This is a genomic window from Microbacterium aurantiacum, assembly GCF_040532595.1.
Classification (GTDB): Bacteria; Actinomycetota; Actinomycetes; order Actinomycetales; family Microbacteriaceae; genus Microbacterium; species Microbacterium chocolatum_B.
This window is the reverse complement of record NZ_JBEVYX010000001.1, coordinates 410,350-422,964: the sequence shown is the minus strand read 5'-3', so window position 1 is coordinate 422,964 and position 12,615 is coordinate 410,350. Positions and strand designations below refer to the sequence as shown.

Here is a 12,615-nt window from a genome sequence, read left to right as displayed (position 1 = left end):
GGTGCGGGATGCCGCTCGACGGGTCCGCGTGCTCCTGGTGGGACGCCACCGCTGGGGGTACGCGACCTCGCGCTTCTCCCGCTACGGCGCCCACACGGTCGAGGTGCACATCTATCCGCCGAGCACCCCGCCGCTCGTGCGCGGGTTCCTGCACGTCGCCCGGCACTGGATCGCCTTCGGGCTGGTGGCGGCGGCGCTGACCGGCCTGCTCACGGCATCCGTGGTGCCGATGAGCTGGCCCGCGGTGTTCGCGATCAAGCTCGTCGCGGTCGTCGTCGCCGCTGCCACCCTGCGGGCGATCACCGCCGACGTGCGCGCGCGGACCAAGACCCTCGCCGGCACGCGGCGGCCGCGCGACGCCGAACCCGACCCGCGGTACGTGCGCACCCTCGAGTGCTGGGTGCGTCTGCGCGAGGGGGAGGAGCGCCTCGATGCCGGGGCGATCTCACCGCGCCAGTTCGCCGCGCGCTGGGCCGCCGAGTACGCCTGACCTCGGCCCGCTTCGACCCCGCCCCGCGGGCCGAACTCCTCAGTTTCGGGGGTCGGGAGGGCCGGTGCGGGGTGGGGAGCGCTCCCGCGACCCGTTTCTGAGGAGTTCGGCCCGCGCTGTCCCGGGTGACCCGGGCCGTAGCCGCTGCGTCGGGGGGCACGCGGGACCGAACCGAACTCCTCAGTTTCGGGGGTCGGGAGGGCCGGTGCGGGGTGGGGTGCGCTCCCGCAACGCGTTTCTGAGGAGTTCGGCCCGCGCGCAACGCGCACTGAGCTGTGCGAGCGTTCGGTGGAGGACGACTCAACAGCGGGGAATGTGGCGGAGGATAGGGGATTCGAACCCCTGAGGGCTTGCACCCAACACGCTTTCCAAGCGTGCGCCATAGGCCACTAGGCGAATCCTCCAGGGCCCCGGAGGGCCGTCGTCCATCCTACCGTGCCGCGAGGGGGTCCTTCGACCGCGGGGGCGCGTAGGCGCTTCCCGGCCGCACGAGCAGCGAGCGCGGCACGACCGCGGCGAGCACCCTTCGCGCCGGCGACGCCGACGCCCGCACCGCGCGCCGCACGTCGTCCGCGGCCCGCACCGCGATCGCTCCCGCACCGGGGTTCCGCGTCCCCGGCGGCGCGTAGCTGGCCCGCTCCATCTCCGTCGCGAGTGCGGTGGTCGCGTCGGCCGGCGCGCCGTGCGCGTCCCGCAGGCGCGCGGCGAACGACCGAGGACTCTCGCTCGTCGGGATGCCGATGCCGACGTCGATCGCGGCATCCTGCACCATCGCCCATGCCGCCGAGACGTCGCCGCCCTCGGCGAGTGCACGCTGCCGGCCGAGTCGCACGCGGTGCACGAGGGCGGGCAGGGCGAGGAACCCGAGGACCAGCAGCACGGCGCCGATCGTGGGAAGCGGGTTCTCACCGGCATCACCGGCTGCGGTGCCGGGAAAGAGGGCATCCGACTCGGCCGGATCGTCGACGTCCACGGGAGCGCCCGGTGTCGCGTCCGGAGCCTGCGGATCGGTGTCGGCCTGATTCTCGGTGACAGATCCGGGGATGCCGGTGCCCGAGGAGAACCCCGTCGGGACGCCGAGGCTCGCCGTCGGCTCGAAGGGGATCCAGCCGATCCCCTCGAAGTGGACCTCCGGCCAGGCATGCAGCTGGTTGCTCGTCACGGAGTACACCGTCTGCGCGTCGATGACGTCGCCGTTCGCCGTGCCGGGGAGGTACCCGATGACGATACGGCTGGGCATGTCCATCGTCCGGGCCATGAGGGCGAAGGCCGACGCGAAGTGCACGCAGTAGCCCTCGCGCTGCTCGAGGAACTCGGCCACGGCCTCGGCGCCGCTGCCGTCGAATCCCTCCTCCACGGGGGCATCCAGCGAGTAGGCGAAGTCGCCGCCGCGGAACCAGCGCTGCAGCGCGATGAGACGGTCGTAGTCGGTGGCGGCCTCGGCGGTGACCTCCTGCGCGAGCGCCGAGATGATCTCGGGGATGTCGGCGGGGAGGGCGCGGAGCTCCTCGTCCTCGGTGCCGGCGGCGGGGACGGCCCGGGCCTGCTCAAGGGTCGGGCGGGGCACATCGGCGAGCACCGTGTACTCCTGCCCCTGCGATCCGCCTGACTGGGCGATCACCGTGCGGTTGGCGGGAGCGGCCGCCCAGTCGCCGTCGAGACCCTCGACCCCGACCGCGGGCCACGGAACGGGGAGCCAGACCGAGTTCAGGTTCACGACGTCCACGGTGGTCGCGGTGGAGGCGAGCGCGACATCCTCCGCCACGGACACCGCGCCGAGCGCCCCCTCCTCCTCGAGGGGGACGGTGCGCACCCGGTCCGGCTCCCATTCGTCGCCTTCGAACGTCGACAGGGTCGTGGCCCGGAGATACGGCGGCACGGACGCGTCGCTGCGCACCTGCAGGACCTCGACGTCGGCGGGACGGCGCAGGTCGTCGCCGAGGGCGAGAGTGGCGTCGATGCCGGGCCCGAACCCGCTCCCGGTGGCCACGGCGGCCCGCGGCTGCGGGAGGAGGGGGGTCGCCGCCACCGCCACGACGAGTCCGACCGCGGCGATGCCGAGCGCCGTCGCGGGGACCCCCGCACGACGTTCGGAGGCGCGGACGAGCGGAAGCTCGCGCGCGCGGGTCTCGGCGCGGAGGAGGAAGAGGATCATCGCGGCCAGGACGACGAATGCCGTGACGTCGACGCGGCCGGGGACGGCGATCGCCGGGATGAGCGAGACGGCGACGATCCCGATCGAGGCGAGGAGCGGCATCCGCGCGGTGAGCACGACGTGGTCGGTGATGAGGGCGAGGAGTCCCATCGCGCCGACGATCACGAACGACAGCGCGAACGTGGCGTTCAGCGGAGCGGAGCCGCGGACGATCTCGTCCATCGCGGCGGGGATCACGAGAGCCGCGGCATCGATCGTGGCCGGCGTCGGGATCACCCAGAGCAGTGCCGTGTCGCCGAGGAAGACGCCCGTGAGGAACATCACCCACACGACCGCGCCCGCGAGACTCGCCCACGCGGGGGCGATCCCGGTGCGCCGCACGAGGACTCCGGTGCCCAGGATGCCGGCGGCGAGGGCGGCCGCGCCCAGGAACCACGCGCCCATCTCGACGACCCGGAGTACGGGGATGAGCGCGGCGACGAGGGTGCCGAGGGCCGCAAGTCCCAGTGTGATGAGGCCCGGGCGCCGGCGTCGGCGGTCGGCGACCCGCCCCCGCGGCGACTCCGCCTGCCCGCCCGTCGTCGGAGCCGGCCGCTCCGCCGTCTCAGTGCGCGACATGGCGCGTCCCCCTTCGACCGGCGTCCGCCCACGCCGCGGCGACGTCGCCGTCGTGCCCGATGACCCCGACACGCCAGCCGGCGGATGCCGCGTGCTCGACCGCGTCGCCGAACGGCTCGGTGCACAGGAGCAGCGGCAGGGCGCTGCGCGACGCGAGCGGCGCGAGCGCGGCGGCATCCCCGGGGCCCAGGCGACCGGTGATGACCACCACCGGTCCGGTCGACGTGTTCGCGAACTGCCGGGTGAGAGCGGCGAGCGCGGAATCGCGGTGCGCGGTGATGAGCGCGAGACGGGTGCGCAGCTCCTCCACCTCCGCGCTGTCGCCGCTGTCGATGCGCTCGGCGAGGATTCCGCCCTCCTCATCGACGACCTCCACGGCGTACCCGTCGCGGACGAGGCGCGCGGTGGCCGAGACGCATGCCGACACGGCGGCGTCGAACGCGGCATCCTCTCCGGCGAGATCCTGCGCCGCCACGCTCCACCGCGGGGCGCCGCGGTCGAGCACGACGGAGGCTTCCGGAGTGGACTCGCTCTCCTCCTGGCGGACCATGAGCTGGTCGCGGTGGGCGGTCGCCCGCCAGTGGATGCGGCGCATCGAGTCGCCCGGCGCGTAGGGCCGTGCGACGAGATTGTCCGCGCCCTGCCCCAGACGGTCGGTCGTGGCGTGCAGGGTGCCGCCGGATTCGCCCGGCGCATCGGTGAGCCCGGTGAGGTCGACGATCGCGGGGGCGACCGTCACCTCGGTGCGGGAGGCGAAGCGCACGCGCCGACGCACCAGCCCGAACGGGTCGGTGAGGGTCACCGTGAGCGGCCCGAGCTCGTGCACGCCGCGGCGGCTGCCGGTGACGGTGTAGACGAAGTCGATCGCCCGCTCTTCCGAGGTGCTGCCCCGAAGGCCCGACGCGAAGGCCGGGAGGACGCCGGCGGCCGTGCCGTCGAGACCGTCGCCGAGGTCGTCGGACCACGTTCCGGGAGGCACGGGCAGGAGGCTCCGCATCCCCACCCGCACGCGCACGCGACTCGGACGCCCCACCGTGACCGTCTCGGGGTCGACGACCCGCCGCGCGGGCTCGGTGCGCCGCACGAGGAGCAGGGACAGGAAGCCGAGCGCCGGCATCGCACCGAGCAGGATGCCGAAGTAGAGCAGTTCCACGATCCCCGATTCGTGCGCGAGCACGATGCACGCGACGGCGAGGACGACCGCCCCCGTTCCGCGGACGGTCAGCGGCCACGCCCGCCGCGCGCGGGCCGGGACGACGGATGCCGCGGGGAGCACCATCAGGCGCGGGCGGCGATCGGCACCCGCACGCTCGCCGCGATCCGGTCGAGGATGGCGGCCACCGCGTCGGCCGCGCCGCTCGCCCGCGCACCGCCGGCCGCCCGGGTCGGGAGGAGCCGGTGGGCGAAGACCGGACCGAGGAGCGCGGTGATGTCGTCCGGGATCACGAAGTCGCGGCCGTCGAGGGCCGCCCAGACCTTCGCGGCGCGCACGAGCTGGAGCGTCGCGCGGGGGCTCGCCCCCAGGCGCAGGTCGCCGTGGCTGCGGGTCGCCTGCGCGAGGGCGACCGCGTAGTCCTCGAGGGCCGGGGCGACGTGCACCGCGCGCGCCGCGGCGATGAGGCCCTCGACCTGCCGCGACGTCACGACGGGGGTCAGCGCATCCAGCGGGTTGGTGGTCTCGCGCTGGCGGAGCATGAGCGCTTCGGCCCGGGCATCCGGGTACCCCATGGAGATGCGCATCATGAAACGGTCGCGCTGCGCCTCGGGGAGGGCGTAGGTGCCCTCCATCTCGAGCGGATTCTGCGTCGCGACGACGAGGAAGGGGGAGGGGAGGCGGTGCGTGCGTCCGTCGACGGTGACCTGCTGCTCCTCCATCGCCTCGAGGAGCGCCGACTGCGTCTTCGGCGACGAGCGGTTGATCTCGTCGGCGATGACGATGTTGGCGAAGATCGCGCCGGACTTGAACTCGAACTCCCGCTCGACCGGGTTGAACACGCTCACGCCGGTCACGTCGCCGGGAAGGAGGTCGGGGGTGAACTGGATGCGGCGCACGCTCGCGTCGACCGATGCGCCGAGCGCGCGGGCGAGCATCGTCTTCCCGACGCCCGGCACGTCCTCGATGAGGAGGTGCCCCTCGGCGAGGAGGCACACCAGAGCACTGCGGATCGCGTCGGGCTTGCCGTCGATGACCGAGCCGATGGAGGTCAGCACGGCGCCGGTGAGGGCCGCGAAGTCGGGGGCGTCCTCTCCGCGGCGCCGCGTGGGAGCGGGGGCGATGTCGGTCACGGAGGGCCTCCTAGCGCGCCGTTCGGGCGGCGGATCGGGCGGACGCGGGCGTCCTCACCCACCCCTCGATGGTAACAACCAGATCACGGTGCGGGGCCTGGGAGATGCCTGCATCGGATGCCGCGCAGGACGCGCGTTCGGCGTCGGGAGGTGTCGGGGGTAGACTGTCCGAAGCTCTCCGCGAGGCGGCATCCAGGCCAACTCCCCCAGGACGGAAACGTAGCAAGGGTAACCAGGCTCTGCCGGGTTCGCGGAGAGTCTTACTTTTCCCGGCGTTCTCAGGAACCGCTCCCCGTCGGCCCCATAGGCTGGAACGCGTGGCGCAGAGCATCTACATCACGTCCGCAGAAGGTCATTCCGGCAAGTCGACGGTCGCCCTCGGCGTCCTCGACGCCCTGAGCCGCGCGACCTCCCGTGTCGGGGTGTTCCGCGCGATCGCGCGGTCGACGCGCGAGCGCGACTACGTGCTGGAGATGCTGCTCGACCACGACGGCGTCGACCTCGCGTACGAGGAGTGCGTCGGGGTCACCTACGACGATGTGCGCGAGGATCCGGATGCCGCGCTCTCGACGATCGTGGAGCGGTACAAGGCCGTCGAGGCCCAGTGCGACGCCGTCGTCATCGTCGGCAGCGACTACACCGACGTCGGGAGTCCCGCGGAGCTGGCGTACAACGCCCGGATCGCGGCGAACCTCGGCGCTCCCGTCCTCCTCGTCCTCGGCGGTCGCGCCGCGCAGGGCCAGGCGGAGCAGCTCGGCGCGACGCTCCCGCGCACCCCGGCCGAGATGGGCCAGATCGCCGATCTCGCCCTCGCCGAGCTCGTCCACGGCCGCGCGCAGCTGTTCGCCGTCATCGCCAACCGCGTCGAGGTGGACGATCAGGACGAGGTCGTCGCCGCCGTCCGCGCCTCGCTCACGTCGGAGCGGAGTCTGGACGCCGCGAACGTGCCCGTGTGGGCGATCCCCGAGGACCGCTTCCTCGTCGCGCCGTCGATGCGCGGCATCCTGCGCGCGGTCGACGGCGAGCTGATCGCCGGCGACCCGGAGCTGCTCACCCGCGAGGCGCTCGGTGTCGTCGTGGCGGCGATGTCGATGGTCAACGTCCTCCCGCGTCTTCTGGAGGGTGCGGTGGTGGTGATCCCCGCCGACCGCTCCGAGGTCCTCCTGGCTGCGCTGCTCGCCAACGCCTCCGGTACCTTCCCGTCCATCTCGGGCATCGTCCTCAACGGCGGGTTCGATCTGCCCGAGCCGGTGCGCCGGCTCATCGACGGACTCGGATCCAACGTCCCGATCATCTCCACCGAGCTCGGCACCTACGACACCGCGGTCCGCGTGATGAACACCCGCGGCCGCCTCGCCGCCGACTCGCAGCGTCGCTACGACACGGCGCTGTCGCTGTTCGAGACCAGCGTGGACACCGAGGAGCTGCTGCGCGCGTTCGGCATGGCGCGGGCCACCGTCGTCACGCCGCTCATGTTCGAGTTCCAGCTGATCGACCGGGCCCGCGCATCGCGCAAGCGCATCGTCCTCCCCGAGGGCGACGACGACCGGGTGCTCCGCGCCGCCGCCACCGTGCTCAAGCGCGGCATCGCCGACCTCGTGATCCTGGGGGAGCCCTTCGAGGTGCGCGCTCGGGCCATCGAGCTCGGCATCGACATCCAGGATGCCGAGGTCCTCTCGCCCTTCGACGCCGTCCACGTCAGCCGGTTCGCCGAGGAGTACGCGCGGCTGCGCGCCCACAAGGGCGTCACCGCCGCGCAGGCGGCCGACACGGTGACGGACGTGTCGTACTTCGGAACGATGATGGTGCACACCGGTCTCGCCGACGGCATGGTCTCGGGGGCGGCGCACACGACCGCGCACACGATTCGTCCGGCCTTCGAGATCATCAAGACCAAGCCCGGGGTCTCGGTGGTCTCCAGCGTCTTCCTGATGGCGCTCGCCGACCGCGTGCTCGTCTACGGCGACTGCGCGGTGATCCCCGACCCGACGGCGCCGCAGCTCGCCGACATCGCCGTGTCCTCCGCCGCCACGGCGGCCCAGTTCGGCATCGAGCCGCGTGTGGCCATGCTCTCCTATTCGACCGGCGAGTCCGGATCGGGAGCCGACGTGGAGAAGGTGCGCGAGGCGACCGCGCTGGTGCGCGAGCGCGCCCCCGAGCTCCTGGTGGAGGGGCCGATCCAGTACGACGCGGCGGCCGACGTCGCTGTGGCTGCGGCGAAGATGCCGGGTTCGCAGGTCGCGGGGCGGGCGACGGTGTTCGTCTTCCCGGACCTCAACACCGGCAACAACACCTACAAGGCCGTGCAGCGCTCGGCGGGTGCGGTGGCGATCGGGCCGGTCCTGCAGGGGCTCAACAAGCCCATCAACGACCTCTCCCGGGGCGCGCTGGTCGAGGACATCGTCAACACGATCGCGATCACCGCGATCCAGGCCCAGGCCGAAGACGCCGACTCCGCGCAGGGAGGGGCCCGATGAGCATCGTCCTCGTCGTCAACAGCGGATCGTCGTCGTTCAAGTACCAGCTCCTGGACGCGGATGCCGAGCGCGTGCTCGCGTCGGGTCTCGTCGAGCGCATCGGCGCCGACGTCGGGCAGGCGCGGCACACCGTCCACGCCGCGCGCACCGATGGCCCCGCCGCCACGATGCACAGCGCCACGTCCACCCGTGAACTGCCGATCCCCGACCACACCGCCGGGTTCCAGGTGATGCTGGACGCGTTCGCCGTCGACGGACCGTCGCTGGCGGAGAACCCGCCGGTCGCGGTCGGCCACCGCGTCGTCCACGGGGGCGCGCGCTTCTTCGCGCCGACGCTCGTCACGCCGCAGGTGCGGTCCGACATCGAGGATCTCGCGGTCCTGGCGCCGCTGCACAACCCGGCTAACCTCGCGGGGATCGTCGCCGCCCAGAGCGCCTTCGGCGACGTCCCCCACGTCGCGGTGTTCGACACCGCCTTCCACCAGACGCTGTCCCCGGCGGCCTACACCTACGCGATCGACCGGGATCTCGCCGCGAAGCACCGCATCCGCCGCTACGGATTTCACGGCACCTCGCACAAGTTCGTCTCGGAGGAGGCCGCCCGGTTCCTCGATCGTGCGCTCTCCGACCTGCGCCAGATCGTCTTCCACCTCGGCAACGGCGCGTCGGTGACCGCGATCGACGGCGGACGCTCGGTGGAGACCTCCATGGGGTTCACACCGCTCGAGGGCCTGGTGATGGGGACGCGTTCGGGCGATCTCGACCCGGCCGTGCTGTTCCAGCTCGCCCGTCGGGAGGGCCTGTCCGTGGACGACCTGGACGATCTCCTCAACAAGCGCAGCGGCATGCTCGGCCTCGCCGGCGCCTCGGATCAGCGCGACATCAAGGACGCCATCGATCGAGGAGATGAGGCGGCCATCCTCGCCTTCGAGGTGTACGTCCACCGCCTCCGCGCCTACGCCGGGGCGTATCTCGCGCAGCTCGGCGGCGCCGACGTGATCTCCTTCACCGCCGGCGTGGGCGAGAACGCGCCGCTGGTGCGAGCGCGCGCGCTGGAGACGCTCGGCTTCGCGGGTGTGGAGATCGACCCCGACCGCAACACCGCGCCGGAGCGCGGCATCCGTCGGATCTCCTCGGATGCCTCGCGCGTGACCGTCCTCGTCGTGCCCACCGACGAGGAGCTCGAGATCGCCCGCCAGACCCTGTCGGTCGCGCGCGGCTGAGAACTCCCGCTGTCGCCGCGACAGCGGGGGCATTACGCTGAGTCGACGGCCTGATGAGGCGCCGCTCGCTGTTGTCCCGTCCCCTCGCCCGAAGGTGTCGCCGTGCCCCCCCACGACCTGCCCGACCTCCTGTCCTACGACGCCGTCCTGTTCGATCTGGACGGTGTGCTGACTCCGACCGCCGAAGTGCACATGCACGCCTGGCAGACCATGTTCGAAGAGCTCTTCGCGGCGTGGGAGATCAGCCCCGCCTACACCGAGCGGGACTACTTCGACCACCTCGACGGGAAGAAGCGCTACGACGGCGTCGCCGCGCTCCTGCGCTCCCGCGACATCGAGGTGCCGTGGGGCGACCCCTCCGATGCGCCGAGCAGCGACACCGTCTGCGGCATCGGCAACCGCAAGAACGCCGTCTTCGAGCGCGTGCTGCGCGCCGACGGCATCGCGCCCTACCCCGGGTCTCTCCGCCTCCTGGACCGGCTCGTCGCGCACGGGATGCCGGTGGCCGTGGTCTCCAGTTCGAAGAACGCGGAGGAGGTGCTGGCCGCGGCCGGCATCCGCGACCGGTTCGAGGTGGTGATGGACGGTGTGATCGCCGAGCGCGACCACCTGGCGTCCAAGCCCGCGCCGGACGTCTTCGTCGAAGCCGCCCGGATGCTCGGCGTCGATCCTGCCCGCAGCGCCGCCGTCGAAGACGCCATCAGCGGCGTCCGCTCGGCTGCCGCCGGCGGCTTCGCGCTCGTCGTCGGCGTGGACCGCGGGGTCGGGGCGGACGACCTCCGCGCCGCCGGAGCCGACGTCGTGGTGACCGACCTCGAGGAGTTCGTCGCATGATCGACCGCGATCGCTTCCCCGTCGACCCGTGGCGCCTGGTCGAGACCTCCTTCCGGCTCGACGACGTCGGCGTCACCGAGACCCTGTTCGCCCTCGGCAACGGCTACCTCGGGATGCGCGGCAACCACCCCGAGGGGCGCTTCGCGCAGGAGCACGGGACCTTCATCAACGGCTTCCACGAGACGTTCCCCATCCGCCACGCCGAGCAGGCGTACGGCTTCGCCGAGGTAGGGCAGACGATCATCAACGCCCCCGACGCCAAGGTGCTCCGGGTGTATGTCGACGACGAGCCGCTGTCGCTGGACGTGGCGGACGTCCGTGATTACGAGCGCGTCCTCGACATGCGCGACGGCATCCTGACGCGTCGCATCCGGTGGATGACGCCCTCCGGCAAGGACGTCCTGATCGACTTCGAGCGGCTCATCTCGTTCGCGGAGAAGCACCTCGCGCTCATGAGTGTCGAAGTCACCGTCCTCAACGCCGACGCACCCGTGACCGTGAGCAGTCAGCTCATCAACCGGCAGGACGGCGAGGACGTCTACGGCGGGACGCCGTCGGCGCCGAAGAAGGCCGGGTTCGATCCGCGCAAGGCCGAGCGCATCAGCGAGCGCGTCCTCCAGCCGCAGGAGTACTGGCAGGACGGCCACCGATCCGCGCTCGCGTACGAGGCGACCGAGTCGGGCATGACGATCTCCGTGGTCGCCGACCACGTGGTGGAGACCGAGAACGACGTCGAAGCACGACACCTCGTCGAACCGGATATCGCCAAGAACGTCTTCCGGGTGGACGCGAAGGCGGGCGTCCCCACGCGGGTGACCAAGCTCGTAGCGTACCACACGTCCCGCGGCGTCCCCGCGCGCGAGCTCGTCGACCGCGGCCGTCGCACGATCGACCGGGCCCTGCGCGTCGGGATCGCGGCGATCGTGGCGGAGCAGCGCGCCTGGATGGAGGCGTTCTGGGAACGCTCGGACGTGCGCATCGGCGGACACGACGACCTGCAGCAGGCCACGCGCTGGTGCCTCTTCCAGCTCGCCCAGGCCTCGGCGCGCGCCGACGGTCAGGGCGTGCCCGCGAAGGGCATGACCGGGTCGGGGTACTCCGGTCACTACTTCTGGGACACCGAGATCTACGTGCTCCCCTTCCTCGCCTACACGACGCCGCAGTGGGCGCGGAACGCGCTGCGGATGCGCTACCTGATGCTGCCGGCGGCGCGCAAGCGCGCCTACCAGCTCAACGAAGCGGGAGCCCTCTTCCCGTGGCGCACCATCAACGGCGAGGAGGCCTCCGCCTACTACGCCGCCGGCACCGCGCAGTACCACATCAACGCCGACGTCAGCTTCGCCCTGGCCAAGTACGTCCGCGCCACCGGGGACGAGGAGTTCCTGCACCGCGAGGGCGTCGACATCGCGGTGGAGACCGCGCGGCTGTGGACCACGCTCGGCTTCTGGCGCCGTGACGACACGGGCGAGGAGAGCTTCCACATCCACGGGGTGACCGGCCCGGACGAGTACACGACGGTCGTCAACGACAACCTCTTCACCAACGTCATGGCGCGCTTCAACCTCCGCTTCGCCGCCCGCACGGTGCGGGAGATGGCCGAGCGCGACGGCGAGGTCTACCGCGTGATGGTCGACCGGCTCGGGCTCGAGCCGGGGGAGGAGGACGACTGGGAGCGCGCGGCCGAGGCCATGCACATCCCCTTCAGCCCCGCCCTCGGCATCCATCCGCAGGATCACGTGTTCCTGGAGCGCGAGATCTGGGACCTGGAGAACACGCCGCCCGAGAAGCGTCCGCTGCTGCTGCACTTCCACCCGCTCGTGATCTACCGCTACCAGGTGCTGAAGCAGGCCGACGTGGTGCTCGCCCTGTTCCTGCAGGGAAACCACTTCTCGCCCGAGGACAAGCTGGCCGACTTCGAGTACTACGACCCGCTGACCACCGGCGACTCGACGCTGTCGGCCGTGGTGCAGTCGATCCTCGCGGCCGAGGTCGGCTACCAGGAGCTCGCGCTGGAGTACTTCCGGCAGTCGATCTTCGTCGACCTCGCCGACCTCCATCACAACGCCGCGGACGGGGTGCACGTCGCCTCGGCGGGCGGGGTGTGGACGGCGCTGGTGAGCGGATTCGGCGGCATGCGCGATCACTTCGGCGAGCTGTCCTTCGATCCGCGTCTGCCCGCCGACTGGCCCGAGCTCGCCTTCACCCTGCACTGGCACGGCACCCGGCTGGAGGTCGTCCTCACGCGGGATGCCCTGCGCCTGCGCGCCGGTGACGGCGATCCGCTCGGGTTCAGCGTGCGCGGCGTCGGCTACGTCATCGGCCCGAACGACGAGGTCGTGGTGCCGCTCGATGACCAGGGGCCGGTGATCCCGGGGCGGCCGTCGCTGAAGGAGCTCGCGGACGCGCGACGCGAGGACGGCAGCATCCTCTCGGCGTCCGTGCCGACGGTGACCACCTCGATCCCGGTCATCGATGCGGCCGGTGAGGTCCCCATCGGGTTGGACGCCTGATCCCGATGGCGATGTCGCAGGC

The 12,615-nt window shown here is 72.1% G+C and carries 8 protein-coding genes, 1 tRNA gene and 1 other RNA gene; 6 read left to right on the top strand and 4 right to left on the bottom strand.

The genetic code is table 11. From position 1 onward, the window contains the following. Position 1 precedes the first annotated feature (1 nt). Positions 2–490: a DUF6611 family protein gene (locus tag ABXJ56_RS02100; RefSeq protein ID WP_353998083.1), complete on the top strand. Its 489-nt coding sequence runs from the start codon at positions 2–4 to the stop codon at positions 488–490. Between the two features lie 316 nt (positions 491–806). On the opposite strand, the gene ABXJ56_RS02095 is transcribed toward ABXJ56_RS02100, so the two are convergent. The 4 genes from ABXJ56_RS02095 to ABXJ56_RS02080 all read right to left on the bottom strand — a co-directional run bounded on the left by ABXJ56_RS02095 (position 807) and on the right by ABXJ56_RS02080 (position 5,540). Further along, positions 807–894 (bottom strand) — tRNA-Ser (locus tag ABXJ56_RS02095). Between the two features lie 26 nt (positions 895–920). Further along, on the bottom strand, positions 921–3,263 hold the full coding sequence (locus tag ABXJ56_RS02090) for a DUF3488 and transglutaminase-like domain-containing protein (protein ID WP_353998082.1): 2,343 nt from the start codon (positions 3,261–3,263) through the stop codon (positions 921–923). Next, a complete protein-coding gene (locus ABXJ56_RS02085; protein WP_353998081.1) occupies positions 3,250–4,542 on the bottom strand; it encodes a DUF58 domain-containing protein in 1,293 nt (430 codons plus the stop codon). The genes ABXJ56_RS02090 and ABXJ56_RS02085 overlap by 14 nt, the downstream gene beginning before the upstream one ends. Next, positions 4,542–5,540 carry an AAA family ATPase gene (locus ABXJ56_RS02080; protein WP_435404983.1) on the bottom strand — a complete coding sequence of 333 codons (999 nt, stop codon included), beginning with the start codon at positions 5,538–5,540 and terminating at the stop codon, positions 4,542–4,544. The genes ABXJ56_RS02085 and ABXJ56_RS02080 overlap by 1 nt, the downstream gene beginning before the upstream one ends. 178 nt (positions 5,541–5,718) lie before the next feature. On the opposite strand from ABXJ56_RS02080, the gene ffs reads away from it, so the two are divergent. The 5 genes from ffs (at position 5,719) to ABXJ56_RS02055 (ending at position 12,593) form a co-directional block, all read left to right on the top strand. Further along, an RNA gene (gene ffs, locus ABXJ56_RS02075) (signal recognition particle sRNA small type) lies at positions 5,719–5,815 on the top strand. Between the two features lie 51 nt (positions 5,816–5,866). Beyond that, positions 5,867–8,026 carry a phosphate acetyltransferase gene (gene pta, locus ABXJ56_RS02070; RefSeq protein WP_353998080.1) on the top strand — a complete coding sequence of 720 codons (2,160 nt, stop codon included), beginning with the start codon at positions 5,867–5,869 and terminating at the stop codon, positions 8,024–8,026. Then, positions 8,023–9,249 carry an acetate/propionate family kinase gene (locus ABXJ56_RS02065; protein ID WP_353998079.1) on the top strand — a complete coding sequence of 409 codons (1,227 nt, stop codon included), beginning with the start codon at positions 8,023–8,025 and terminating at the stop codon, positions 9,247–9,249. Before pta ends, ABXJ56_RS02065 begins: the two co-directional genes overlap by 4 nt. A 102-nt stretch (positions 9,250–9,351) precedes the next feature. Further along, positions 9,352–10,083 carry an HAD family hydrolase gene (locus ABXJ56_RS02060; RefSeq protein WP_353998078.1) on the top strand — a complete coding sequence of 244 codons (732 nt, stop codon included), beginning with the start codon at positions 9,352–9,354 and terminating at the stop codon, positions 10,081–10,083. Then, a complete protein-coding gene (locus tag ABXJ56_RS02055; RefSeq protein WP_353998077.1) occupies positions 10,080–12,593 on the top strand; it encodes a glycoside hydrolase family 65 protein in 2,514 nt (837 codons plus the stop codon). Before ABXJ56_RS02060 ends, ABXJ56_RS02055 begins: the two co-directional genes overlap by 4 nt. The last annotated feature ends 22 nt before the right edge of the window (positions 12,594–12,615 follow it).